This is a genomic window from Streptomyces sp. NPDC001508, from assembly GCF_040298665.1.
GTDB lineage: Bacteria > Actinomycetota > Actinomycetes > Streptomycetales > Streptomycetaceae > Streptomyces.
This window is the reverse complement of the sequence record NZ_JBEPAP010000023.1, coordinates 30,937-53,271: the sequence shown is the minus strand read 5'-3', so window position 1 is coordinate 53,271 and position 22,335 is coordinate 30,937. Positions and strand designations below refer to the sequence as shown.

The following is a 22,335-nucleotide window of genomic DNA, read 5'->3' as shown; positions in this document are numbered from 1 at the left end:
ACCCCTTACGTCGCCGCGGCGTCGAGGCCGGCCGTGCGGGCTCAGGCCAGCCGTACGAGCGCCCGGGACATGCCCAGCACCTTCTGGCCGCCGCTCGTGGCCGTCAGGTCCACCCGCACCGTGTTGTCGTCGAGCTTGGCCGCGATCTTGCCGCCGACCTCGATCAGGGCGCCCTCGTCGTCGTTCGGGACGACGACGGGCTTGGTGAAGCGGACGCCGTACTCGACGACCGCGCCCGGGTCCCCGGTCCAGTCGGTGACCACGCGGATCGCCTCGGCCATGGTGAACATGCCGTGCGCGATGACGTCCGGCAGCCCCACTTCCTTGGCGAACTTCTCGTTCCAGTGGATCGGGTTGAAGTCCCCGGAGGCGCCCGCGTAGCGCACGAGCGTGGCGCGGGTCACCGGAAAGGACTGCGCCGGCAGCTCCGTGCCGACCTCCACGTCGTCGTAAGCGATCTTCGCCGTCATCTCTCAGGCCTCCCCGGCCGCGCGCGCCACCAGCTTGGTCCAGGCCGTCACGACGTGCTCGCCCGCCTCGTCATGGACCTCACCCCGGATGTCCAGGATGTCGTTTCCGGCCAGGGACTTGATGGCTTCGATGGTCGAGGTGACCTGGAGCCGGTCGCCGGCGCGCACCGGGCGCGTGTACGCGAACTTCTGGTCGCCGTGCACCACTCTGCTGTAGTCGAGGCCGAGCTGCGGGTCCTCGATGACCTGCCCTGCCGCCCGGAAGGTGATCGAGAAGACGAAGGTCGGCGGCGCGATCACATCGGGGTGACCGAGCGCCTTCGCGGCCTCCTGGTCCCGGTACGCCGGATGGGTGTCCCCGACCGCCTCGGCGAACTCGCGGATCTTCTCCCGTCCCACCTCGTAGGGCTCGGTGGGCGGGTAGCTCCGCCCCACGAAGGACTGGTCGAGCGGCATGGCCCGGCACCTCCTGATGTCAGCTGTGATGGTCCACAAGGTAGCTGGATTCCAGCCGGTGGAAACGACGCGAGGCCGCCCCCTGACTGCGGGGACGGCCTCGTGTACGAGCCTTGATGATCAGCGCGTCTCGCGGTGCGCGGTGTGCGCGTTGCAACGCGGGCAGTGCTTCTTCATCTCAAGTCGGTCCGGGTTGTTACGCCGGTTCTTCTTGGTGATGTAGTTCCGCTCCTTGCACTCCACGCAGGCCAGCGTGATCTTCGGGCGGACGTCGGTGGCAGCCACGTGAGTGCTCCTAAGACGAACGGATGGACTGGTTCAACGCAAGAAAGAGTAGCCGATCGAAGGACCGACCCCGCAATCGGCTACTGTCAGTAGCGGTGACCGGACTTGAACCGGTGACACAGCGATTATGAGCCGCTTGCTCTACCGACTGAGCTACACCGCTTTGATGAGATCGGGACCCGCCTGACGACGGGAACCTCTCACACCAGAGCCCCAAAACGGAATCGAACCGTTGACCTTCTCCTTACCATGGAGACGCTCTGCCGACTGAGCTATTGGGGCGAGCGATGAAGACATTACACGCTCGGCAGCCGTTCACCCAAATCCGTTTCGTACCGCATGCCCAGGCGTCGACCGCCCGTGCCCCGGCAGTCTCGCGACCCCCTTTGAAGGGCTGGCCACGCGCGCGTGGCGCTACCGGTCCGGATCAGCTCGTCCTGGCGGCCGTGCTCCTGGGCCCTCCACGCGCGCGTGGCGCTCCGGCGCCGGGGAAACCGGCGCGCCGCACCTGGTCGTGGGCTCTCCACGCGCGCGTGGCGCTCCGGACGGGCCACGCCGGTACGACTATTGCGCTCCTCCCCGCCCCGTGCGGCCCGCCACCCTAGGCTCGACTCACTCTGCGTGATCATGAGTTCCCCTCGGTCCCCTCACACAGCCCGGAAGCCCCGAGCCCCGAAGAGCCCCAAGCCCCAAGCCCTTGGACCCCGATGCCCGACAGCCGGCCGCAGCCACCCCCACCGTCGTCGAACCCCCACGGCTCCTCGGGCCGGTCCGACGGGGCTCTCGTGCTGTGCGGGGCGCGGCTCACCGACGGCCGCACCGTGGACGTGCGGCTGGGCGGCGGGCGCATCGAAGCGGTCGGCACGGCAGGCAGCCTGGCACCGGGGCCGGCCCGCTCCGGTTCCCGCGTCGACCTCAGCGGCTACCTGCTCCTTCCGGCCCCGGTGGAACCGCACACCCACGCCGACACCGCGCTCTCCGCCGACCGCGGCGGACCCGTCCCGTACGACGCGCAGGACGTCCAGCGCCGGGCGACGGAGGCCGCCCTGCTGCACCTCGCGCACGGGGCGACGGCATTGCGCGCGCACGTGCGCGTGGGCGACGTCCCGGGGCTGGGCCCTCTCGACGCCGTCCTTCAGGCGCGGCGTTCGCTGCGCGGGCTCGCGGAACTGACCACGGTGGCTGTGCCACGGCTGCTGACCGGGGCGGCCGGCGCCGACGGGCTGGCGATACTGCGCGACGCGCTGAAGATGGGCGCCTCCGTGGTGGGCGGCTGCCCCGATCTGGACCCCGATCCCACGGGCTATGTGGAGACGGTCCTGGAGGTGGCCTCCGAGCACGGCTGCCCCGTCGACCTGCACACGGACGCCGCCGACCCGGCCCGCCTCGCCCGGCTCGCGGCGATGGCGGGCGGGCTGCGGCCCGGTGTGACCCTCGGTCCGTGCGGTGGCCTGTCCCGGCTGCCGGCCGAGTCGGCCGCCCGCGTCGCGGACCGGCTGGCGGCGGCCGGGGTGGCCGTGGTGTGCCTGCCGCAGGGCGGCTGCGGCGGCGTCGAGCGGCGGGGTACGGCTCCGGTACGGCTGCTGCGTGCCGCCGGGGTGCGGGTGGCGGCCGGGAGCGGTGCCCTGCGGGACGTGTCCAACCCGGTCGGGCGCGGCGATCCCCTGGAGGCCGCTTATCTGCTGGCCTCGGGTCACGGGCTGCGCCCTGAGGAGGCGTACGGCGCCGTGAGCGTCTCGGCCCGCGCCGTCCTCGGCCTTCCCGAGGTCCGTGTGGAGGCCGGCTTCCCCGCCGAACTGCTCGCCGTACGCGGTGAACATCTGGCCGGCGCGCTCTCCCTCGCGTACAGCAGGATCGTGGTGCACCAGGGGCGTGTCGTGGCGCGCACCAGCGCGGTTCGCGAGTACTGCAACTCGGCGGCCGCCGCGGAGCTGGGGCTGCCGCGCCAGGGCCGGGGCGAGGTGTCGTGAGCGGGCGCGGGGCCGGAGACCGGGGCCCCGGGGTGGGGGTGGGGGTGGAGGGATTGGGCCGGGGGTTGTGGGTCCGGGAGACGGCGGACCGGGACGGCGCCGGCCGGCAGCAGAATCGGGCGGAGTGCTGGTAGGGGAATCGGGTGGAGTGAGGTGAAGGGGGGGCGCGCGATACGGGCTCGTCCGCGGGGCGCTCACGGCGAAGAAGCCGGCGGTCGACAAGGGGTGCGCGCCGGGCCGGGAGCGGCCTGTGTACCCGGTGCGGGAACTGAGCCGAACTCATGCGGCGGATGCGGCTCTTCGGGCGTACGGTCGGAAACATGCGCATTGTCATTGCAGGGGGTCATGGTCAGATCGCGCTGCGGCTGGAACGGCTCCTCTCGGCCCGTGGGGACGAGGTCGCGGGAATCATCCGCAAGGCCGAACAGGAAGGCGATCTACGGGAAGCCGGTGCCGAACCGATCGTCCTCGACCTGGAGTCGGCCTCGGTCGAGGAGGTCGCGGAGCGGTTGCGGGGCGCGGACGCCGCCGTGTTCGCGGCGGGCGCAGGGCCGGGCAGCGGCGCGGCTCGCAAGGAGACGGTGGACAAGGGCGCGGCGGTGCTGTTCGCGAGCGCGGCCGTCCAGGCGGGCGTGCGTCGCTTCCTGGTCGTCTCCTCGATGGGCGCGGACCCGGCACACGAGGGCGACGAGGTCTTCGACGCGTACCTGCGCGCCAAGGGCGCGGCCGACGCGTACGTGACCGGCCTGGACGCACTGGACTGGACGATTCTGCGCCCCGGCAGGCTGACTGACGAGCGGGGCACCGGCCTGGTACGTCTGGAGGCGCACACCGGGCGCGGTGCTGTCCCGCGCGCGGACGTGGCCGTCGTACTCGCGGAACTGGTGGAGAGTCCGGCGACGGCCGGTCTGACGCTGGAGCTGATCGGCGGGTCGACGCCGGTGTCGGTCGCGGTGAAGTCGGTGGCGGGGAACTGAGGCCGCCCGCGGCCCGTTGGACCTGTTGACCGGCAGGACCCGCGGACCTCGCAGGACCGGTCGGTGTCGTCCAGCGCAATCCATCAGAAGAGGGGCAACTGCCCGGGGAAGTCCGGTACGGCGTACCCGTCCAACGCCGGCTGGGCCGCGTCCGGTTGTGCCTGTCGCCGTGAGCCGGCGCACGAGACGAGTTCGCCGCTCTCGCGCGCGCCGGGCGGGTCGTGCCGCGCGAAGCGTCCCGCGACGACGGCGATGTCACGACGGCACACCGGGCAGGTTCTACGACGGGAGGCCATGGAGCCAGTGTCCTCCATGCCCATGCGATCCCGGCCGGGCGCGGGAACCGCCGTGGCTCACCCGGGCAACGCGGGGATCGGTGTCAGCCGGTTCGGTTCTCCGCGCTGACCATCCAGGCGTGCTTCTCCAGGGAGTCGATGATCTGGTGCAGCAGGTCGGCCGTGGAGGGATCCTCGTTGTCGACCTGGTCGTGATAGGTGCGCACCGTGTCGACGGCGGCACGCAGGCGCGCGGTGACAAGATCGACGACGGCGGTCACGCTCACCTGCCCCTCCGGGAACGCGGGGAGTGTGGTGTTCGCCGCCACGGTGTCGGAGCGGCCGTCCGGCCAGTGGTCCAGAGCGCGCAGGCGTTCGGCGATGACGTCGGCCGACTCCCGGGCGTCGTCGACGATTTGATCGAGTTGTAGATGCAGGTCACGGAAGTTGTGGCCGACCACGTTCCAGTGGGCCTGCTTCCCCTGGATGTGCAGTTCCACGAGATCCGCCAGGATCTGTTGCAACGCCCCGGCCATCTGCGGTGAGGCCGTGAAGCCGCTGACAGCGGCCTCCGAACGCCGGGAGCCCACAGAGGAAGCGGTCATGGCATGTCTCCTTTGGCAGCAGTGCACAACAACGCCCCGGAACGGGTGGCCCGTCTCCCTACGTGATCAAGGCTACGGAGGTCCCCCACCACCGCCACCGCACCTGATCCGCTCGGGCGACGTCCGAACCCGGCGACCGATCCGCAACGACAGCAACAACGCCGGCAACGGGTGACCGCTCACGCCCCGTTGGCACGGCTGGGCCCTTTATGATCTTCGTCACGACGCCTGGCCCGCCCGAAGCGGCTCCGGACCCGCGCCTGCGACGACGGAAACGCGCACGAACGCCGGGCCCTCCGCCCGGCCGGGCCGGGATGCGTGCCGTGATCACACGACGAAGGGCCCGCGACCTGTCGTCTGACAGGTCACGGGCCCTTCGTTCCCGTGTGGCGGCGCCAGGATTCGAACCTGGGAAGGCTGAGCCGGCAGATTTACAGTCTGCTCCCTTTGGCCGCTCGGGCACACCGCCGGGTTTTGCTGCCGGACGGGGTCCGCTTTTCGGCGGTGCCCCCTGGCAACGACGTAAACAATACCCGATGCCGAGGGGTGCTTCGCCACCCGTTTGAACGGCACCCGGCCCACGTCGGATGGCTAGGCTGGTGCGGATGCGGCCCGGTCTCGCACCGGGCTCGGCGGCTGCCTTTACGCACGCCGGCACGCACCCGATACACACCCCGATACAAGGAGCCACAGGACATGGCCGACTCCAGTTTCGACATCGTCTCGAAGGTCGAGCGGCAGGAGGTCGACAACGCCCTCAACCAGGCCGCCAAGGAAGTCTCGCAGCGCTACGACTTCAAGGGCGTGGACGCCTCGATCGCCTGGTCCGGCGAGAAGATCCTGATGCAGGCGAACTCCGAGGAGCGGGTCAAGGCTGTCCTCGACGTCTTCCAGTCCAAGCTGATCAAGCGCGGCATCTCGCTGAAGGCGCTGGAGACGGGCGAGCCCCAGCTCTCCGGCAAGGAGTACAAGATCTTCACGTCGGTCCAGGAGGGCATCTCCCAGGAGAACGCGAAGAAGGTCGCGAAGATCATCCGCGACGAGGGCCCGAAGGGCGTGAAGGCCCAGGTGCAGGGCGACGAGCTGCGCGTCAGCTCGAAGAGCCGGGACGACCTCCAGGCCGTGATCGCCCTGCTGAAGGGCCAGGACTTCGACTTCGCACTGCAGTTCGTGAACTACCGGTGACCAACTGGCCTGACCTGCACGGACGTTGCTAAGCAGACTTCACAGGGCACAACGGGGGCACATCGCCGAGAACAGCCTCGACGGCGGCCCGCGTTGTGTCCTCCTCATCCGGCCACAAGTGCGTATACGTGTCGAGCGTGATCGACGGCTTCGTGTGCCCGAGGCGCTTCTGCACGGTCTTCACGTTCTCGCCGTGCTTGATCAGGAGCGAGGCGTAGAAGTGGCGTAGGTCGTGCAGGCTGGCGCCGTCCGGGATGGTGACGCGGGCCGGTTCGCGACCCTCGGGCTTGCCGCTGCGGACCCATGCGGCGTGCGCGGTGTCGTACGCCTCGGCGAGTGACTCGCCCGCGAGCTTGCGCGTCCTTCCCCAGACTTGCGACCAGGCGCCGCGCCGTACGACTTCGCGATGCCGGTTCAGGAAGAGCAGCCGCGCGGTACGGGGCCGGGGCTTCCTCGGGTCCGTACGGTCCTCGATCTTCACGCCGTGCACGGGATGCTGCTCGATGTGCGCGGCGAGCGCGTCGACCGTCGCCTTTGTGAGCGGCACCGTTCGGTAGCTCTGATGGGTCTTCGGTTCGCCGAGGTACGGTTCGCCGTCGTCCGGGTCGATGAGCTGCTGACGCACCTTCACTTCGCGGCGCAGGAAGTCGATGCAGTCGACTTCGAGGCCGAACAGTTTCCCTTGGCGCAGGCCGGCGGAGGCGGCGAGCAAGTACAGGGCGCGGAAGCGCGGTGCTGCTGAGTCGATGAGCGCCCGGACGGCGTCGACGTGGAGAGGAACGACCTCGGCTTTCCGCTGGCGTGGCAGGCGGACGCCATCGCAAGGGTTGCTCGCGATGATCCGGTCCCGTACCGCAGTCTTGAACGGCGTGACCACGTACGCGTACGTGACTTCGAGCGTCGACGGCGCGAGCACCTGCGACCGGTCCTTGACCCATGCCTGTATGTCCGATGCCCGGATGCTGGCGACGGGCCGGTCACCGAGTATCGGGTAGACGTGATTGCGTAGTCCCCGGTCGACGCGTGACGCTGTAGTGGGGCGGTGCACCGCCGAGGTGCGCCACCGTTCAGCGACCGCCCGGAAGCTCTCTTTGCCGGCCGACGGGTCGACGTACAGGCCGCGGTCGAGGTCAGCCTTCACGGTGGCCGCGCGGGTCTCCGCATCGGCCTTCTTGTCGAAGTTCTCCTTGCGCTGGTTGCCGCTCGCGTCTCGCCAACGGACCTGCCACCGCTTGCCCTTGCCATGATCACCGCTCGGGACCAGCTTCCGGGTCTTGCTGGAGTGCTCCGCGCACGGCTCGTCGGCCTTGCCCGGACGGGACTTGTGCCACCTGTCGTAAACGTCAGCCATCCGCCTCCGCCTCTCCCCCCTCGATCCACTTCCGCAGTGCCGCGGACAGTTCGCGTGTGATGTGGCCCTGCCGGGCCTGCCGTTCCCCGATGGGGAGGTCTGCGAGTTCGGCCGCTACGCGACGGTCGCGTTCCTCCGTGAGGCTGCGCCCCCACAGGCCCTCGGCAGCGTTCACGACGTCCCGGAGGTTCCGCCCGAGGCGCTTCGCCAGCGCGCGGTCAGCCTCGACCGGGATCGGGCGCGTCTTGTGGTCGCTGAGTTCGAGGACGGCGAACGCCGTCTGCGGGCCGCGAATCATGAGGTTGGAGTGTTCCCCGCTCATCCATGCGCGGAGTTGCTCCCGAGTCGCGGTCACGCCGTGGTCCTCCGCGCCCGCACGCGGCGTCAGGAGTACGTCGCCGCTCCCCTGGTACAGCTCCGGCACGGGGACCTCGAATGCGGCGGCGAGCAGCACCAACGTGCCGACGTCGACCGTTTCGCGGCGTCCGCTCTCCAGAGCGGCGATATGGGTCCGCTTCCAGCGCAGCCCGACCGCAGCGAACTCACGCGCGGCGGCGTCCTGGGTCCAACGCCGCTCTTGGCGCAGTCGGCGCAGATTCTCGCCGACGACTTCACCGACGGCCGGGGGGCCGGTCACTTCTCGTTGCTTTTCGTTGCTGGGCATGGATGCCACTTTGCCACATCGTTCGTTGGTTGACGACACGAACGAGTGGTGTACGGTGACTCTCGTTATTCGTTCGTTACTTCACGACACGAACGAGTCGTCCGCTGCCCGCAGCAGCCCTGCCCTGGAGGTCACCGTGCCCCGTCCTCAGATTTCCGACGTCCCCGCCACCCAGCGGCGAAAGCTCGCCACCGCGCAGGAACTCGCCGACTACTGCGGGGTACCGATCGGCACTGTCTACCAATGGAGTCATCGCGGCGGCGGCCCGCGCATGATCAAGGTCGGCCGCCACCTGCGCGCGCGTTGGGAAGACGTCGAGAAGTGGCTCGACGAGCAGGCGATAGACACCGCCGCCTGATGCCCGGCCCACGTCACCGCACCCAGGAAAAGGGCCGCCGGCGCAACCACGCCGACGGCCCGAACGCCCTCGCTCACGTCATACGAGACCACCAGCGGCACCGGGTCTCTCACCACCCGGACCGCCTGAAAGAAGGACGTTTCACCATGCAGAGTACGCACCCGTACCCCCGGACCGCCCCGCCCACGACGGCTTACCACCTTTCCACGCGGCACGGGTGGGTCTCGCTGCCCGATCCGACAAGGGAGTTCGGCGGCCTGACGCCCGTCCCGTACGGCTACCGCGCGAACATCTGGATCGGAGATGCCCGCGACATCGACGAGCACACCGCCCGGCAGCTCGCCGCCGCCCTGGTCGGCTGCGCGTTCTACAGCGTGCGCGGTGCCGACCGCGAAGGGCTGGACGCCGTCTGCGGCGCACTCGCGTTTCTGATCAGCGACGTCGCTCCGGGGAGGGCCGTTTGAGTTCCCCGGCCCCTCAGCCGCTCCGCGTCGCCCTGTGGCTTGCCGCCCAGGGCTTCGCGGTGCATCCGCTCACACCGGGGCTGAAGGTGCCCGTACGGGGCTGCGACCGCTGCTCCCCTGGCACCGCCGAACGCCCCAACCCCGCGTACGTCGAGCACGACGGGCATGCCTGCCCGTGCCACGCCGCCGGGCTCCCCTGTCACGGGGTGCTCGCCGCGACCACCGATCCCGACCACATCTCCGGATGGTGGGCGACTACGCCCGCCGCCGGGGTCGGCGTCGCCGCGGGTCCATCCGGGCTCATGATCCTCGATGTGGACTGTCACGGTGGGGATGTCCCGACCGACCCTGAACAGCTCTTGCCCGGCGTCGAGTTGCCCGCCGACATCGCCCCGGGCAGCGTCCGTGACGGTCAGGACGTTCTCGCGCTGCTCGTCGAGGCGCGGCGCGCCACGCTGCCCGGCTGCCCCCCGGAGACGCTCACCGTGCGCACTCCTTCGGGCGGGGTCCACTACTGGTTTCGGGCCCCCGACGGTACGCAGTGGCGCCCCATGGCCAGCGCGCTCGGCTGGCAGCTCGATATGCGCGCCGGGTCGTCGTACGCCGTTGCGCCCGGAACGGTCACCCGGTCCGGCGCGTACACCGCGCTCGGTGATTGCCGCACGGTCGCTGAGCTGCCCGTGTGGCTCGCGCGTGACCTCGACCGCACCGGGCACCGTGTACGTCCCGAGCGGCCCCGTGTGGCGCTTCCGCGTCCTCGGGACGTGGGGAACGGGTACGTGGCCGCTGCCGTCGAGGGGGAGCTACGCGCGGTCGCCGAGGCGCCATCTGGCACCCGCAATCACACTCTCAACCGGGCGGCATTCAACCTCGGCACCCTGCACGCCGCGGCTCGTCTCGACCGCGCGCAGATCGTCGACGTGCTCACCGACGCGGCCCGGCACGCTGGGCTGCCCGAGCGTGAAGCCGAGGCTGCGATTCGCTCCGGGATGAGTGCGGGCGAGCGGCAACCACGGCCCCTTGCCGGAGTCGCCACGTGAACCATGGGACCACCTTCAATCCGACCGCCGCCGCGCGTTCCGTCGTCCCCTTCCCGAGGCAGGAAGGGGGCGCGGAACCTCCGCGCGCGCAGCGGCAGGAACGGACCCCGCCGCAGGCCGAGACGCTGCGCGTGATCGGACAGAACGGCTTCCGCTATCTACACCACAACGGCGCCCCGTACGCCGTCCCCTACGGCGGCCCGCCTGTCGCCGTTCCGCTGCGTGCTGCCGCTCACACCGGCACGGGGAGCCTGCGGCAGCACCTCATCCGCGCGTACCTGGCCACGGAGAACCGCACGCCGTCACAGACCGCCCTCGCCGACGCGCTCGCCGCACTCGACGCGCTCGCCATGGACGCGCCCGAGACCGAGCTTCCGCTACGTATCTCCGCCGGTCCGGACGACCCTGCGGCGACGTGGCTCGACCTCGGGCACCCGGACGGGGCGTCGGTACGCATCGCCCCTGACGGGTGGGTGGTGACCCACCCCGACCCGGAAACCGGTCCTGTGTGGCGGCGCAGCAAGCTGATTCGCCCTCTGCCGCTTCCTGATCGGGTAGTGGGCGGCTGGCGCGCGGGTATCGAAGAGTTCGCCGCGCTGCTGCCGTTCGGCGCCGAGACGCTGCCGCTCGCCGTCGGCTGGCTGCTCGCCGCGCTGCGTCCGGGCATGCCGCGGCCAGTCGCGTACCTGACGGGCGAACAGGGCACAGGCAAGAGCACATCGGGGCAGATGCTCGCCGGCGTCATCGAGGGGGCCCGCGCACGGCTGCGGCAGGCGCCCGAGACGCTGCGCGACCTGGGGCCGACCACCGCCGCCGGGTGGGTGCTCGCCCTCGACAATCTCTCGGGCCTGCCCGGTTGGCTCTCCGACGCCCTGTGCCGCATTGTCACGGGCGACGCCCAGGTGACCCGCGCGCTCTACACCGACGACGACGTGAACGTGCTCGTCTACCAACGCCCCGTACTGCTCACCGGAATTGACCTCGGCGCGCTCCGCAACGACCTCGCCGAGCGCATGATGCCGCTCGAACTCCAGCCAATTCCACGGAACAGGCGGCGCACCGCGGGTGCGCTCTGGGCCGCGTACGAGGCAGCCCACCCGCGTGTCCTCGGCGCTCTGCTCGACCTCGCCGTTGAAGTCTGGGCCGACCTACCATACGCCGCTGCCGAGTTGACCGAGCGCCCCCGGCTCGCCGACTTCGCCGAGCTGCTGCACGCCCTCGACCGCGTCACCGGCTGGCGCAGCCTCGACGCGTTCAACGGGACGCAGGACGCCTTGAACGATGCCGTCCTCGACGGGCACCCGGTCGCCGCCGCGCTGCGCGAGTGGACCGCCTCGCCCGCGTTCCCGTCCGGTGGCTGGCAAGGCTCCATGACAGACCTGCTTCAGGTGCTCGGCCGTGACGGGAGAGGCTTCGCCGACGGCTGGCCCAAGACGCCGGCCGTACTCAGCTCCCGTATCCGCCAGGTCGCCCCCGCGCTCCGTGCTCGCGGTATCTATGTGGCCCGCGCGTCGGGCAGCAACAAGCACGGGAAGGTGTGGGCCGTTACGTACGCGCCGCCGTCATGAGCCCCGCATGCGCCCCTCGACGCGCCCCGGATCGGCACCTTGCCTTCCGGGGCGTTGCCGTGTTCGGGGGACGTGTGGGGGACGGCTCGGGTACGCATCTCGCTTCGCGCAGCGTCCCCGGTACCGCCCCGTCCCTGCATACCGAATCGGATGAACAACCCGCCAAGGGGACGCGGGGGACGCGGTACCCCTGTCTCTTCTCTGTTCAGAGGAAGACGAGAGGGAGAGTGCCGGAGAGCAGCCCGGAAACAGCGTCCCCCGCGTCCCTGCCGTCCCCGCTCGGGCTCTGGGATGTCGCTCTGCGACCGGTCGTGTCTCGGGTGCGCGCGAGTACACCGCCCCACTGACAACGCCTCGATAGCTTCCCGGTGCCGGGAACCCACGTCGGCGTGACGTGCGGTTTTCGCATCTGCCAGCACTCGGGCTGCCTCGCGCCCGCATCAATCGAGACCGCACATCGACCGGTCGATGTCTTCCCCACGCGCGCGAAGGCTCACTTCCTGCCCGCGCGACCGGTCGCGGCCCTTCTCGCGCGCGAGGCGGAGCGTGCCCAGGTCCCGCAACTGCCCAGCTCAGGACCATTTTCGGGACGTCCCGAAAATGATCGCGTCCCGCTCACTCTCAGCGCAGGAGCATTTTTGCCACCTCCGGCAAGAAATCTCGCCCTGTCGACGCACGGCGGCCCCGGCGCCCCGCTGACGGGGTACCGGGGCCGCATCCGTCGGTCGACCCTACGCGCGGGCGGCTGCCATGACGCGGGAGCGCAGGGGCTCGGCCGTCAGCATGTCGGCGAACTGCCAGGAGTACGCCGTCACTTCCTCCTCTTGCAGCTCGACGATTTCCGCCGTGGTCCGGAAGAGGTACCGGAAGTCGAAGTGCGGGTGTGCGTCCTCGCCCTTGTCGGGGTTGGCCGGGATCGGGTGGGCGTCGATGTGCAGCGGGAGGCTGCCGACGGGCTCGACCTGGTCCCGCCCGACGCCGGTTTCCTCCTCCAGCTCCCGCAGAGCGGCGTCGCGCAGGGTCGTGTCGTCCGCCTCGACGTGCCCGCCGGGCAGCAGCCACTTCCGCAGCGCGCGATGCTCGATGGTCAGTACCCGGCCGTCCGGGCGGAGCAGCGCGGCCCCGGCCGTGACGTGTCCGCGGTACTCCTTGCGTGAGGCGATGGAGTCGCCGGCCTCGTCGAGCACCTCGGAGAGGACCGACAGGGCGTCTTTCTCGTCGGGGTGTTCGGCGAGGTAGGCGTCGAGGGTCTCGCGCACATGCTGTGCCGTGATCGGCATGGTGTCCCGTCTCCTAGCGGTTGAAGTAGTTGAGCCACGTTGCCGCGATGGACTTCCTGTCGGCGGCGTCGACCTCGTGCATACCGTGTCCGAGGTCGCCACGGGTGAGCATCCGGATTCCGGCGAGGATCTCGGCCTGTACGAGGAAGATGAACGGTCCAACGGACGCACCGTGCAGGAAGTTGACGGCGTTGCCCCCGTTCAGCAGATAGAAGTAGTGACCGGTGGTCGCGTACCGCGTGACGTGCTCGCCGTTCGGGGTGCGCTGGTAGACACCGGGCAGCGCGTCGAGGTCGAGTTCGTCCTCGCTGCTCGTGACGGTGGCGACGTAGGCCCCGTTGCGCAGACTTGAGAAGTCCTCGCCGCGGAGCGAGACGGCGCCGGTCGCGCACAGGACCAGTCCGGCACCGTGCAGGGCGGCGTCACGGTCTCGGGCTACCGCAAATCCCTGTGAGAGCGCCTGTGCCTGCCGTACGGGGTCGACGTCGTGCACGGTGACCTGTACGCCCTTGGCGTGCAGCAGGCGGGCGATGCTGGACCCGAGCTTGCCGAATCCGATCACGAGCGCGGGTCGGCCGTGCAGGATGTCGCCGCGGTTGCGCATGAGCGCCTCGGCGGAGAACACGACCGACTGCCCCACGAGAAAATCCTCGGGGTCCTTGAGCGGCGAGCGCGCGACGGAGACGACCGGGCAAGGCAGCTTGTCGCGGTCGGCGTAACGCTTGTGTCCGTTCTCGGTGTCCTCGACAACACCCAGGATGCGCCCCGAGAAGCGGTCGCACAATGCGTCGAGCGAGGGGGCGAAGTAGCCGCCGACATCGAGCAGTACGACGGATTCACCAGGGGCGCGCGCCTCGATGTAGTCGAGGGCCGTGTCGTCGTCCTCGAACATCTCGCGCGTGAGGGTGTCGCACGGGGCCGCCTTCTCGACGGCGCGGCGGGCGGTCGCATCGACAGACTTCGGTTTGGGGAGGACGGCCCGCAGGTTGCTGCACTTGCCCACGGCCCCGACGAACGAGGGGCGTTCGGGCAACAGGTGCGTGATCAGGAAGGACGACACGAGTTCAGTTGTGGTGAAGTCGTCGGCGATGCGCGCGAAATAGGAGTCGAGGCGGGCGCGCTCGAACTGTTCCATGGACTCACTTCCCTTGGTTGGGGCGGTGGTTCTGGACAGGTGGTGCACCGCCCCTGCGTCCGGGGAGCCTTTGTCGACGCGGGGGCAGAGTTCAGCGGAGGAAGCGCCAGCGGCGAGGCTTCCCGTGGTGTCCCGCTCCCGCCGGGACGTAGGTGCGGCACCCGGTGGGAGCGGGAGACTGTGACGGCCTGTGCGTCGGCAGGGCGTAGGCGCGTACGGAGTACCGGGCGTCGTAGTCCGTGACGTCGAGCGTGTAGGTGTTCCCGGCCCTGAGCACGCCGAGGACGTGCTCGTACCGGGCATCGCTGGCCGCCCACGCGAGCAGGTCGGCATCGGGGCGCGGACAGGCAGGGCCCGCCGCGACGAGCAGCATCGACCCGAGGCGCGGAGTGGTCGGCTCCGGGGCGAGCAGGCGGGCGAGGCGCTGCGCCTCGGCGCGCATCCATCGCGCGGCGAGACGCGGGGACGTGGCCCGATAGTGAGCGAGGACGATCTCACGGGAGCCGCTCAGGGCGTAGGCCGTCACCTCGCAGCGGAGCGCGATGGCGGCTTGCTTGACCGGGGGCGCGGGAACCGACGGGCGATACGTCATGGCCGACCCGTCCCCGGCCTGTACGTCCGAGCCTGCTCCCTGCGCTCGATGAGCTGTCCGAGCTGGTGGTGCAGCAGCTCGACTTGCGCCGGAGTGAGGACGAGCACCGATTCCGAGGTGCCGCCGTCCTCGTGGTGGACGGTGACAGGTAGCGCGCCCTGCTGCGCCCTGGCGTCGTACATCACGTCTCGCCGTTGGGGCGTCACATGCGTGACCGGCACGGCGACAGGGCGCAGGGTGCTGCCGTCCGCTCTCGCGCGCCAGTCACCCCCGCCTCCGGGTAGACGCAGGTGGTACGACCTCGCGTTGTCGCCGGGCAGGGCGACCACGACCCCGATCTGTCCGCCCTCGGCGAGGTCGAGGGCGAGGTCGCCGAGTCGCGGATGGAACGGGGAGCCTGCGCCTAACTCGACGCCTCGCGTGGGGAGTTGCTTCGAGATCTGTTCGGCCATGCTCCGAAGTTAGGAGCGAGCGGCAGGCCGAATATGAACCGGAGGAATATCGCCCTTATCCGTCGAGGTGGAACCGGTCTGACATGCGGCGCAGCTTCTCGCGGGTGGCCGCTCGTTCGGCATAGACGATGCTGCGGAGGGTGGAACGGGCGATGGGGTGGTTACGCACGAGCTGCGGCGCCGCGCGCTCGGCCGTCTCCAGTTCGGCCAACGCCTTGTCTCGGCTGCCGTCCCACAGCCACGCCCGCGCGAGGTCCATGTGATGGTGCCCCTGCCGGGAGTTGGGGAGCGCGGCGACCAGGCCACGAGGCATACGCCGGTTTATGGCCAGCGCCTTGCGCTGCTCGTGCATCTCCAGCGCGATGCTGATCGCGTGGATCTGGACGTTCCCGGCCGAGAACGTGAGCGAGTGCCGGTCGTAGACCGGCGGGCCGACCTGTTCGCCCAGCCGATCAGCCGCCGTCCGCGCGTATCCGATACGGTCCTCGGCCTCGGCGGTACGGCCGCCCCGAGCCGCGGATACGGCCGCGCGGAGCTGGAGAGTCCCCCACGCGCGCACGGCGAGCGGCTCGCCCTGGTCGTATCCCTCTTGGACGCTGGCAATGGCCCGGTCCGACAGGGCGACGGCGTCCGACCAGTCCGCCGTTGCCCACATGTCCCACACCCGCATCCAGTCCGCCATGGCCGGCATGACCGGGTCGCCGGACAACCGGGCCGACCAGGCGGCACGCTCACAGGCCATGGCCACCAGCTCGGGGTGCCCGAGGGCGTGCGCGGCAGTGTGCGCGAACTTGCAGCACACCGCGTAGACGGCGAACGCTTCCTCGCGCTCGTGGCCGGTGGAGACCTCAACGAGTGCACGAGCTTCCCGGAACAGGTCGGGAAGTACCTGCATGATCGCTACGTTCGCGGCGGCGTCGCGCAGTCGGTGCAAGCGGGTTGTCTCCTGCCAGAGCTGCCCCGACGGGCGAGGCGTTCCCTCGAAGACCGGCGCGAGGTCGTACCGCCGCAGTTCACGCAGGATGGATGACGCGGCAATCTGCCACTGGTTCTCGTCGGGTGAGCTGTTGTACGGGCGGCCGATCAGGTCGTTCGGGTGTACGTGCAGCTCTGCGGCTACCTGGTTGAGCAGGCCGACGCGGTCAAGTTCGATCAGGCCGCGTTCCATCTTCGACACCCACCCCTGTGTCTTACCCAGGGCGACGGCGAGGTCTGCTTGCGGCATTCCGAGACGGAGACGTGCGCGCCGCGCGCGGCGGCCGATCTCTTCGGCTTCCTCCAGCATCAGCGCGCCCCCCTTGCGGCGAGGGGCCGGCGGTCAGTATGCGTGCGGCGAGGCATGCGTGCTCCATCCGTCGGACCTATGTCCCTGACGGTACAGAGCGCACACGGTGCGTGTGGAGGGCTACAGATTCCGGAAGCACGACGGAGACGACAACCGGGCTCGCCGTGACGCCTATCGCGCGCAGTCGGCACCGGGCCGACATCAACGTCGGACGCTGCTCCCCGTAGATGGGTGCAGCGTCCGACACGCGTCATACCTGCTGCTCAGGCCCCTTGTATGGCGGTGGCTCCATCCGCATGTGCGCCGGAACAGCTCCGTCTGGGTAACGCCCCCTTCGCCCATGCGCGAGGAACGCGACCGTGGCCCCCTCACAGCGTGAAGAAGCGGCTGCGAGGGACGTTGGAAGCAGAAGTTCGAGCAAACCGGGGACATACGTATCTGAAGATCAGACAATGCCTACATGGTAGCGATCATCCGCACAGATAAGGCAGAAGAAAAGTACCTGGGTGGACTTTGGAGAGAAACGCCTGACGGGCATAAGCCGCGATGGAATACCGCGCAACCGCACGAACACTGGCAAGGGCGCCATATCACCCTTATCATCACAGGCGACACGTCAGGAAATCCACAAGTCACTTGGCTCGCGCGAGCAAGTAAAACACGTGGACACGCCGACGACCTAAAGCGACGCATTGAAGTCGTTGCACCTTACCGCCTAGCCAAGCCAATCCCGTGGAATTCTCTCATTGATGCAGTTCCGAGAAGATCACAGCCATACCTCGCTCGCAACGGTGCACTACCCGATGGGGTGGGCAAGCATGTAGTTGACGCCCTGACTCGACTCGCCAGCGACGCAGCCTCCCACCTGAATCGGCTAAGAACGGAAAGCGGCGGCATTCCCGTAGAGACGCGATCAGACGAGATATTGCAGCAGACACGCGACGCAACACTGTCGGCCGTGAGGATGACGGGATTCGACCCAGATCACATCACCAGCTGGTCACTGTCAGAGGATTCGAGCCGATCGTTCATCGAGCGCCTTCAACAGCGCGACGGTCCGTCGCACGAAGACGACATGATCACGCACGACGCTCAGCGGTTCCGCGATTGGCTCGGACCAGAAGACTGGCTGAGTCGCTCGGCATTCACAGGCTTCAGCGAAGGGGAGCAGCGCCTAGTCATCTACAACGCAAACCGCAAGGCAGCAGAAGAGACACTCGGTGTCGATCTCATCTACTTTCACGAGACGCGAAACAGTTTCGTGCTTGTTCAGTACAAGAGAATGTCACGCCAAGGAAATTCCGAGTGGAAATTCTACCCGAACGGAGACGGCAACCTCCAGGATCAACTGGAGCGAATGCGGGCGATCGACGCCGAGTGCGCCAAGCTGAGCCAAGGCAGTGATGACTATCGACTCAATGCACAGCCCTCATGGCTGAAACTTTGCCACGCAGACTCGATCTTGCCGGACGCAAGAACTCTTACGCCTGGAATGTATCTCACGCGAGAACACTTTGATCAAATCTACACAAAAGCGAACTTGCCGGGTCAAGTTAGAGCCTTTAGCCGGAAAACCGTCGAACGCTACTTCGACAACACGGAGTTTACGGAGCTAGTTGCGGGCGGATGGATTGGCAGCAGCGGCTACGGGAGTAGCGGAGTTCAAAAGCAGCTCGAAGCTAGCCTCGCCGGTAGCCGTGAAGTTGTTTTCGCTGCGGTCACTGGCACACCGCCGTCCAAGAGCCAGCGGGTACGTTCCCTCCGCGAGGGAAGTACCAAGAAGACCTCCTGATCAGTTGAGCGTTGCCACGTCGTCCGACACGCGTCATACACGCTGCTCAGGGCCCTTGTACGGCGGCGTAACCATCCGCATGTACGCCGGGGCGACCCCGTCCGGGTAGCGGCCCCTTGCCCAGATGTCGCGGTACCCGTGCGCGAGGAACGCGACCGCGAGGCGCACCGCGTCGGACGTAGTCCCACCCGCCTTGAGGATCACGGCCAAGTCGGCGGGCATCTGCTCGTCGACGCGGACCGTCATGCGCCGTCCGGGCTCCGGGGCGCTCATCGTTCGCCCCGCACGCGGTAACCGGTGGCCGGCGTCTTGGTGAGCTGCTCGCGCAGGTATGCCGTGGTCCACTCGACGCCGAGCGGCTGCTCGCCCTCGGTCAACGCCCGCAGGGCGAGAACAGCGTGCATCGCGCGGTCGGCGAGCGCCTCGCGGTACCGGTCGGAGTCGCCCACGGTCGCGGAGAACGGGATGTCGAGCGCCTCCAGAACCGCGGCGAGCAGCTCGCGGTACGGGGCACAGGGGCCGGGGTGTTTCATCGGTCGGGACTCCCTCGAACGTGATCGGTTCGGATAGGGCGCCCCGCTCTGACCGGCCGTGCCCCGAGGGCACAGCGAGGGCACATGACCCTGGAAGATCGCGAAAATCACTGGCAATCACCGAAAGCGGTTTTCGCAGGTCAGATCGGGTGCACGGGAGTCCGTGCAGGTCAAACGATCACGCGGGAAGTTCGTGAACTACCGGTAGTCCCGCCGGGCCGCGCCCCGCGCGGGTAGGGGAACGACGCAATCCCGAGGAAGGGTGGGCATCCGAGGCGGCCCACCCTTCTCGTCTGCCGGTGTCGCGTCCGGCATCGATCAGTTACGCGAGTTGCCGAACAGGATGCGGTAGAGGACCAGGAGCACCAGCGAGCCGCCGATCGCGGCCGCCCATGTCGCCCCGTCGTAGAAGTCCTTGGTGATGGGATGGTCCAGCCAGCGGGCCGAGATCCAGCCGCCGATGAACGCGCCCGCGATGCCGATCAGGGTCGTGCCGATGAAGCCGCCGGGGTCACGCCCCGGCAGCAGAATCTTGGCGATGGCGCCGGCCAACAGTCCCAGGATGATCCAACCGATGATGCTCATGCCGTGAACCTGCCCTCCCGCGCTGTGCTCGCACTGTCCAGCCGCTGTGATGTCCGTCAACGCCGGCTGTGCTGCGCAGGCCGTGGGCCCGTGGTCCGTGCCGTACGGCCTGCGCGTGTTCGTGCCGTATCGCTCCTGAAGACGCCACGACTGCCCTGGTCGGTTGCAGCGGGGCGTGACGGCGGTTCGGCAGCGTCGGTCACCAGGTGGTGCCGGCGGGCTCTTCGATGGTGGTGTTGATGCGGTTGAAGAAGTTGGTGAGGCTGATCATCAGGATGATCGCGGAAAGCTGCTCCTCGTTGAAGTGGTCCGCGGTCTCGTCCCACACCTCGTCGGGTACGGCCTTGCCGGAGCGGTCGGCGATCCGGGTGGCGGCCTCGGTCAGGGCCAGGGCGGCACGCTCCTCCGCGGTGAAGAACGGAGCGTCGCGCCAGGCGGCCACGGAGTGAAGGCGTTCGTCACTCTCGCCGTGCTTCTTCGCGCCCGCCACACCGGCGAACACGCAGGCGCTGCAACCGTTGATCTGGCTGGCCCGCAGGTGGACCAGTTCCAGGAGCTGCGGGGCGACACCGCCCTGGTACATGGCCTTGTAGATGTTCTGGATGCCCTTCCTGGCCTCCGGCAGGACCAGGGCGGGGTTCTTCATCCGGGCGGTGGTCGCGGCTGCGGTGTTCATCTGATGCTCTCCTGGTGATCCGTTAGCGTCTTTCACCGAACCGACGGATCACGGCGCGGGGGTGTGACGGGATGAGCGGCAACAATTCTCTGGCCGACCGTTTCGAGGCGGAGCGACCCGGGCTGCGGGCTGTGGCCTACCGGATGCTGGGGTCGCTCGCCGAGGCGGAGGACGCCGTCCAGGAGAGCTGGCTCAAGCTCAGCCGCACCGACGTGAGCGAGGTGAAGAACCTGGGCGCCTGGCTCACCACGGTCGTCGGCCGGGTGTGCCTGGACATGCTGCGTTCGCGTGCCTCCCGGCGCGAGGATCCGCTGCCCGAGCAGGACGGGCAGGTTCGGCTGCCGGACCCGATGGTCACCCAGCTCGGCCGTGCCCATCCCGAGCAGGAGGTCCTGGTCGCGGACGCGGTGGGCATCGCCCTCATGGTGGTGCTGGAAACCCTCTCCCCGGCCGAGCGGCTCGCCTTTGTCCTGCACGACTTGTTCGACGTGCCCTTCGACGACATCGCCCCCGTGCTGGGCCGCACCGCCGTCTCCACCCGGCAGCTCGCCAGCCGTGCCCGCCGCCGTGTCCACGGCGCCGCCCCTGCCGCCGACACGGACAACGCCCGCAAGAGCGACGTCGTCGACGCCTTTCTGACCGCCTCCCGCAACGGCGACTTCCAGGCGCTCCTGGCCGTCCTCGACCCCGACGTGGTCGCGCGTTCCGACGGCGGCACACTCGTCCCCAGCATCCTGCGGCGCGGCGCGGCCGACGTGGCATCCCAGGCCATCACCTTCACCCGCTACGCGGCGGACGCGCGTCTGGTACCGGTGAACGGAACACCCGGTGTTGTCTCGTTCGCCGAAGGCCGACCGCTGTCCGTCATGTCCTTCACTATCCGAGACGGCCGCATCACCGGACTCGATGTCCTCACCGACCCCGACCGACTGACCACGCTCGGCCTGACCGCCTGACCTTGGCCTCCTGACCGCCTGGCCTTGGCCTCCTGGCTCCTGCTCCGATCTCCTGCTACCTCCTCATTTACTGCTACCTCCTGACCCAGGCTGGCCTCCTTCCGGTCGTTCGTGCTGGTGGGGTATGTGGTGTCGGCGTTCGCCGTGGCTGGGGCCGCCGGGCCGTGGGCTCGGGTGCTCGGCGGCGGGGGCAGCCGCTTACGGCGATGGGGGTGGATAGGGGCGTACTCAAGGGCGCTGACGCAAGGGGGTGAGGGCCGCGTTCCGCCCGCCGGCGGGCGGGGCGCCGGTGGCGAGGTCTGGCTTCAGGGCGTAGGTGAGGGGGTTGTGCGTCTCCGGAAGTCGGCCCAGGGTTCCAGGTCCATGCCGTCGTTGCTCTCCTCGTACCAGCCGGTGCCGTCGAGCCAGGCGTGCAGCCAGTCGGTGAGGCTGGGCGCGTCCACGTACCAGGCGTGGTCGGCCTCGTCGGCGTTCGGCTCGTAGAGCAGGACGGCGGCTTCGGGGGTGCGGCAGTCCACGCACGCGTACATCCCGCATCCCCAGTGGGATATCGGCAGGACGCCCTCGGGCCAGGGCCAGTCCGGGTCCTTACGGCCCTCCTCTCGGTTGGTGAGGTACTGGGCGACGGCGGCCGGTTCGCCGGAGGGCGGGCTGTCGAGCAGGGGCAGCAGGCCGTACTCCGGGCCGAAGCCGCCATCCGCTATGCGGCTGTAGAGCGAGGCGAGCAGCGGCGGCAGGGCGAAGCCCAGGGCGGCCTCCGCCTGGGCCGGCGCGGTCGGCTCGACGGGGTGGGGCAGCGAAGGCCAGCCCCACGGACGGGAGGTGCGTGCCTGCGCGGCCACCCGTGTCAGCAACTGCTCGATCTCGGTCATGGCTTCATGATGCAGGCCGCCTCTGACAAACGGGCGGGCCTGTGGACAACCTCGAACCTGTGGAAAACCCTGCCTCGGGCGTTGGTTGAGGGACGGTCAGACCAGTCGGACCTCGATGCCTTTCCCGGTCAGGAACTGCACCAGGCCCTCGAAGCTCTCGGGGCCCGCAGGAGCGGAGTCGGGCCGAGGCAGGTGCGTGCGACGTCGGCGTCGCACCGGAGGAGGGTGAAGGGCCAGGTCGCCCCGAAGCCGCCGCACAGAGCGTCGGCGGTGGCGTCGAGGCCCCAGCCGAAGTGGCCGCCGGGCCGTTCACGGCTTCGTCGAGCGCGCAGCGACCGTATGCCCCCGCGCGGTCCGCGACACCACGAACAGCCCGTTCATGGGAGGTCCGTACGGTCCGGCGGAAGCGGGGACACCGGTATCTGCCTGGGGTCGGCACTGCCGAACCGGATCGCTTCTCTGCGTTCACAGCTCTCCCTCAAGGCCGCTGCGGTTCCGGCTTCATACTT

26 protein-coding genes and 3 tRNA genes are annotated in these 22,335 nt (G+C 69.2%); 9 read left to right on the top strand and 20 right to left on the bottom strand.

Features of this window, described 5'->3' with window-relative positions; genetic code table 11:
* Positions 1-41 precede the first annotated feature (41 nt).
* The 5 genes from ABT245_RS21515 to ABT245_RS21495 all read right to left on the bottom strand — a co-directional run bounded on the left by ABT245_RS21515 (position 42) and on the right by ABT245_RS21495 (position 1,493).
* Positions 42-470, bottom strand: a complete 429-nt coding sequence (locus ABT245_RS21515; RefSeq protein ID WP_351735875.1) for a MaoC family dehydratase — start codon at positions 468-470, stop codon at positions 42-44.
* Between the two features lie 3 nt (positions 471-473).
* Positions 474-926 (bottom strand): FAS1-like dehydratase domain-containing protein, encoded by a 453-nt coding sequence (locus ABT245_RS21510; protein WP_351735873.1) that lies wholly within the window; start codon positions 924-926, stop codon positions 474-476.
* Positions 927-1,046: 120 nt separating this feature from the next.
* Positions 1,047-1,211 carry a 50S ribosomal protein L33 gene (gene rpmG, locus ABT245_RS21505; RefSeq protein ID WP_003948671.1) on the bottom strand — a complete coding sequence of 55 codons (165 nt, stop codon included), beginning with the start codon at positions 1,209-1,211 and terminating at the stop codon, positions 1,047-1,049.
* Positions 1,212-1,301: 90 nt separating this feature from the next.
* Positions 1,302-1,374, bottom strand: a tRNA-Met gene (locus ABT245_RS21500).
* A gap of 46 nt (positions 1,375-1,420) precedes the next feature.
* Positions 1,421-1,493: transfer RNA gene (locus tag ABT245_RS21495), tRNA-Thr, on the bottom strand.
* A 425-nt stretch (positions 1,494-1,918) separates the two neighbouring features.
* Here ABT245_RS21495 and ABT245_RS21490 point away from each other — a divergent pair.
* Entirely contained in the window at positions 1,919-3,181 is a 1,263-nt protein-coding gene (locus ABT245_RS21490; protein ID WP_351735871.1) for an amidohydrolase family protein, read from the top strand.
* A 320-nt stretch (positions 3,182-3,501) separates the two neighbouring features.
* Complete coding sequence (locus ABT245_RS21485) at positions 3,502-4,158, top strand: NAD(P)H-binding protein (protein ID WP_351735869.1); 657 nt, start codon at positions 3,502-3,504, stop codon at positions 4,156-4,158.
* A gap of 83 nt (positions 4,159-4,241) precedes the next feature.
* Here the strand turns inward: ABT245_RS21485 and ABT245_RS21480 are convergent, their stop codons facing one another.
* From ABT245_RS21480 to ABT245_RS21470, 3 genes are all read right to left on the bottom strand, one after another.
* A complete protein-coding gene (locus ABT245_RS21480) occupies positions 4,242-4,454 on the bottom strand; it encodes a hypothetical protein (RefSeq protein WP_351735867.1) in 213 nt (70 codons plus the stop codon).
* A gap of 83 nt (positions 4,455-4,537) precedes the next feature.
* Positions 4,538-5,038: a Dps family protein gene (locus ABT245_RS21475; RefSeq protein ID WP_351735865.1), complete on the bottom strand. Its 501-nt coding sequence runs from the start codon at positions 5,036-5,038 to the stop codon at positions 4,538-4,540.
* Between the two features lie 387 nt (positions 5,039-5,425).
* A tRNA-Tyr gene (locus tag ABT245_RS21470) sits at positions 5,426-5,507 on the bottom strand.
* A 227-nt stretch (positions 5,508-5,734) separates the two neighbouring features.
* On the opposite strand from ABT245_RS21470, the gene ABT245_RS21465 reads away from it, so the two are divergent.
* Positions 5,735-6,223, top strand: coding sequence for a YajQ family cyclic di-GMP-binding protein (locus tag ABT245_RS21465; protein ID WP_351735863.1), 489 nt, complete (start codon positions 5,735-5,737; stop codon positions 6,221-6,223).
* A gap of 28 nt (positions 6,224-6,251) precedes the next feature.
* On the opposite strand, the gene ABT245_RS21460 is transcribed toward ABT245_RS21465, so the two are convergent.
* On the bottom strand, positions 6,252-7,574 hold the full coding sequence (locus ABT245_RS21460; RefSeq protein WP_351735861.1) for a tyrosine-type recombinase/integrase: 1,323 nt from the start codon (positions 7,572-7,574) through the stop codon (positions 6,252-6,254).
* Positions 7,567-8,238: a helix-turn-helix domain-containing protein gene (locus ABT245_RS21455; protein WP_351735859.1), complete on the bottom strand. Its 672-nt coding sequence runs from the start codon at positions 8,236-8,238 to the stop codon at positions 7,567-7,569. The genes ABT245_RS21460 and ABT245_RS21455 overlap by 8 nt, the downstream gene beginning before the upstream one ends.
* On the opposite strand from ABT245_RS21455, the gene ABT245_RS21450 reads away from it, so the two are divergent.
* The 4 genes from ABT245_RS21450 (at position 8,237) to ABT245_RS21435 (ending at position 11,668) form a co-directional block, all read left to right on the top strand.
* Positions 8,237-8,596, top strand: a complete 360-nt coding sequence (locus ABT245_RS21450) for a helix-turn-helix transcriptional regulator (RefSeq protein WP_351735857.1) — start codon at positions 8,237-8,239, stop codon at positions 8,594-8,596. The genes ABT245_RS21455 and ABT245_RS21450 overlap by 2 nt on opposite strands.
* 146 nt (positions 8,597-8,742) lie before the next feature.
* On the top strand, positions 8,743-9,060 hold the full coding sequence (locus ABT245_RS21445) for a hypothetical protein (protein ID WP_351735855.1): 318 nt from the start codon (positions 8,743-8,745) through the stop codon (positions 9,058-9,060).
* Positions 9,057-10,100, top strand: a complete 1,044-nt coding sequence (locus ABT245_RS21440; protein WP_351735853.1) for a bifunctional DNA primase/polymerase — start codon at positions 9,057-9,059, stop codon at positions 10,098-10,100. The genes ABT245_RS21445 and ABT245_RS21440 overlap by 4 nt, the downstream gene beginning before the upstream one ends.
* Complete coding sequence (locus ABT245_RS21435) at positions 10,097-11,668, top strand: AICE element replication initiation protein (protein WP_351735851.1); 1,572 nt, start codon at positions 10,097-10,099, stop codon at positions 11,666-11,668. Before ABT245_RS21440 ends, ABT245_RS21435 begins: the two co-directional genes overlap by 4 nt.
* Positions 11,669-12,399: 731 nt before the next feature.
* Here ABT245_RS21435 and ABT245_RS21430 read toward each other — a convergent pair.
* The 5 genes from ABT245_RS21430 to ABT245_RS21410 all read right to left on the bottom strand — a co-directional run bounded on the left by ABT245_RS21430 (position 12,400) and on the right by ABT245_RS21410 (position 16,412).
* Positions 12,400-12,948, bottom strand: coding sequence for an NUDIX hydrolase (locus ABT245_RS21430; protein ID WP_351735849.1), 549 nt, complete (start codon positions 12,946-12,948; stop codon positions 12,400-12,402).
* A 13-nt stretch (positions 12,949-12,961) separates the two neighbouring features.
* The gene (locus ABT245_RS21425) at positions 12,962-14,083 is read right to left on the bottom strand and encodes an adenosylhomocysteinase (protein WP_351735847.1); all 1,122 of its coding nucleotides are present in this window, start codon (positions 14,081-14,083) and stop codon (positions 12,962-12,964) included.
* Between the two features lie 91 nt (positions 14,084-14,174).
* Entirely contained in the window at positions 14,175-14,675 is a 501-nt protein-coding gene (locus tag ABT245_RS21420) for a hypothetical protein (protein WP_351735845.1), read from the bottom strand.
* On the bottom strand, positions 14,672-15,127 hold the full coding sequence (locus ABT245_RS21415) for a hypothetical protein (protein ID WP_351735843.1): 456 nt from the start codon (positions 15,125-15,127) through the stop codon (positions 14,672-14,674). Before ABT245_RS21415 ends, ABT245_RS21420 begins: the two co-directional genes overlap by 4 nt.
* 55 nt (positions 15,128-15,182) lie before the next feature.
* Positions 15,183-16,412 carry a helix-turn-helix domain-containing protein gene (locus ABT245_RS21410; RefSeq protein ID WP_351735841.1) on the bottom strand — a complete coding sequence of 410 codons (1,230 nt, stop codon included), beginning with the start codon at positions 16,410-16,412 and terminating at the stop codon, positions 15,183-15,185.
* A 460-nt stretch (positions 16,413-16,872) separates the two neighbouring features.
* Between ABT245_RS21410 and ABT245_RS21405 the strand changes: the two genes are divergently transcribed.
* Entirely contained in the window at positions 16,873-18,204 is a 1,332-nt protein-coding gene (locus ABT245_RS21405; protein WP_351735839.1) for a hypothetical protein, read from the top strand.
* Positions 18,205-18,237: 33 nt separating this feature from the next.
* Here the strand turns inward: ABT245_RS21405 and ABT245_RS21400 are convergent, their stop codons facing one another.
* The 4 genes from ABT245_RS21400 to ABT245_RS21385 all read right to left on the bottom strand — a co-directional run bounded on the left by ABT245_RS21400 (position 18,238) and on the right by ABT245_RS21385 (position 19,998).
* The gene (locus ABT245_RS21400; protein WP_351735837.1) at positions 18,238-18,477 is read right to left on the bottom strand and encodes a hypothetical protein; all 240 of its coding nucleotides are present in this window, start codon (positions 18,475-18,477) and stop codon (positions 18,238-18,240) included.
* On the bottom strand, positions 18,474-18,737 hold the full coding sequence (locus ABT245_RS21395; RefSeq protein WP_351735835.1) for a hypothetical protein: 264 nt from the start codon (positions 18,735-18,737) through the stop codon (positions 18,474-18,476). The genes ABT245_RS21400 and ABT245_RS21395 overlap by 4 nt, the downstream gene beginning before the upstream one ends.
* A gap of 318 nt (positions 18,738-19,055) precedes the next feature.
* The gene (locus tag ABT245_RS21390) at positions 19,056-19,322 is read right to left on the bottom strand and encodes a GlsB/YeaQ/YmgE family stress response membrane protein (protein WP_351735833.1); all 267 of its coding nucleotides are present in this window, start codon (positions 19,320-19,322) and stop codon (positions 19,056-19,058) included.
* A gap of 199 nt (positions 19,323-19,521) precedes the next feature.
* Positions 19,522-19,998 carry a carboxymuconolactone decarboxylase family protein gene (locus tag ABT245_RS21385; protein WP_351735831.1) on the bottom strand — a complete coding sequence of 159 codons (477 nt, stop codon included), beginning with the start codon at positions 19,996-19,998 and terminating at the stop codon, positions 19,522-19,524.
* Between the two features lie 71 nt (positions 19,999-20,069).
* On the opposite strand from ABT245_RS21385, the gene ABT245_RS21380 reads away from it, so the two are divergent.
* Positions 20,070-20,954: a sigma-70 family RNA polymerase sigma factor gene (locus ABT245_RS21380; protein ID WP_351735829.1), complete on the top strand. Its 885-nt coding sequence runs from the start codon at positions 20,070-20,072 to the stop codon at positions 20,952-20,954.
* A 305-nt stretch (positions 20,955-21,259) separates the two neighbouring features.
* On the opposite strand, the gene ABT245_RS21375 is transcribed toward ABT245_RS21380, so the two are convergent.
* Positions 21,260-21,826, bottom strand: a complete 567-nt coding sequence (locus ABT245_RS21375; RefSeq protein ID WP_351735827.1) for an SMI1/KNR4 family protein — start codon at positions 21,824-21,826, stop codon at positions 21,260-21,262.
* Positions 21,827-22,335 lie beyond the last annotated feature (509 nt).

Excerpts from the sequence above, each read along its gene's own strand:
- ABT245_RS21450 (WP_351735857.1), top strand. The coding sequence starts at position 8,237 with ATGGATGCCACTTTGCCACATCGTTCGTTGGTTGACGACACGAACGAG.
- ABT245_RS21465 (WP_351735863.1), top strand. The coding sequence starts at position 5,735 with ATGGCCGACTCCAGTTTCGACATCGTCTCGAAGGTCGAGCGGCAGGAG.
- ABT245_RS21445 (WP_351735855.1), top strand. The coding sequence starts at position 8,743 with ATGCAGAGTACGCACCCGTACCCCCGGACCGCCCCGCCCACGACGGCT.
- ABT245_RS21480 (WP_351735867.1), bottom strand. The coding sequence starts at position 4,454 with ATGGCCTCCCGTCGTAGAACCTGCCCGGTGTGCCGTCGTGACATCGCC.
- ABT245_RS21405 (WP_351735839.1), top strand. The coding sequence starts at position 16,873 with ATGGTAGCGATCATCCGCACAGATAAGGCAGAAGAAAAGTACCTGGGT.
- ABT245_RS21515 (WP_351735875.1), bottom strand. The coding sequence starts at position 470 with ATGACGGCGAAGATCGCTTACGACGACGTGGAGGTCGGCACGGAGCTG.
- ABT245_RS21375 (WP_351735827.1), bottom strand. The coding sequence starts at position 21,826 with ATGACCGAGATCGAGCAGTTGCTGACACGGGTGGCCGCGCAGGCACGC.
- ABT245_RS21490 (WP_351735871.1), top strand. The coding sequence starts at position 1,919 with ATGCCCGACAGCCGGCCGCAGCCACCCCCACCGTCGTCGAACCCCCAC.
- ABT245_RS21420 (WP_351735845.1), bottom strand. The coding sequence starts at position 14,675 with ATGACGTATCGCCCGTCGGTTCCCGCGCCCCCGGTCAAGCAAGCCGCC.
- ABT245_RS21385 (WP_351735831.1), bottom strand. The coding sequence starts at position 19,998 with ATGAACACCGCAGCCGCGACCACCGCCCGGATGAAGAACCCCGCCCTG.
- ABT245_RS21475 (WP_351735865.1), bottom strand. The coding sequence starts at position 5,038 with ATGACCGCTTCCTCTGTGGGCTCCCGGCGTTCGGAGGCCGCTGTCAGC.
- ABT245_RS21390 (WP_351735833.1), bottom strand. The coding sequence starts at position 19,322 with ATGAGCATCATCGGTTGGATCATCCTGGGACTGTTGGCCGGCGCCATC.
- ABT245_RS21455 (WP_351735859.1), bottom strand. The coding sequence starts at position 8,238 with ATGCCCAGCAACGAAAAGCAACGAGAAGTGACCGGCCCCCCGGCCGTC.
- ABT245_RS21430 (WP_351735849.1), bottom strand. The coding sequence starts at position 12,948 with ATGCCGATCACGGCACAGCATGTGCGCGAGACCCTCGACGCCTACCTC.
- ABT245_RS21415 (WP_351735843.1), bottom strand. The coding sequence starts at position 15,127 with ATGGCCGAACAGATCTCGAAGCAACTCCCCACGCGAGGCGTCGAGTTA.
- ABT245_RS21400 (WP_351735837.1), bottom strand. The coding sequence starts at position 18,477 with ATGAGCGCCCCGGAGCCCGGACGGCGCATGACGGTCCGCGTCGACGAG.
- ABT245_RS21395 (WP_351735835.1), bottom strand. The coding sequence starts at position 18,737 with ATGAAACACCCCGGCCCCTGTGCCCCGTACCGCGAGCTGCTCGCCGCG.
- ABT245_RS21460 (WP_351735861.1), bottom strand. The coding sequence starts at position 7,574 with ATGGCTGACGTTTACGACAGGTGGCACAAGTCCCGTCCGGGCAAGGCC.
- ABT245_RS21380 (WP_351735829.1), top strand. The coding sequence starts at position 20,070 with ATGAGCGGCAACAATTCTCTGGCCGACCGTTTCGAGGCGGAGCGACCC.
- ABT245_RS21510 (WP_351735873.1), bottom strand. The coding sequence starts at position 926 with ATGCCGCTCGACCAGTCCTTCGTGGGGCGGAGCTACCCGCCCACCGAG.
- ABT245_RS21485 (WP_351735869.1), top strand. The coding sequence starts at position 3,502 with ATGCGCATTGTCATTGCAGGGGGTCATGGTCAGATCGCGCTGCGGCTG.
- ABT245_RS21425 (WP_351735847.1), bottom strand. The coding sequence starts at position 14,083 with ATGGAACAGTTCGAGCGCGCCCGCCTCGACTCCTATTTCGCGCGCATC.
- ABT245_RS21410 (WP_351735841.1), bottom strand. The coding sequence starts at position 16,412 with ATGCTGGAGGAAGCCGAAGAGATCGGCCGCCGCGCGCGGCGCGCACGT.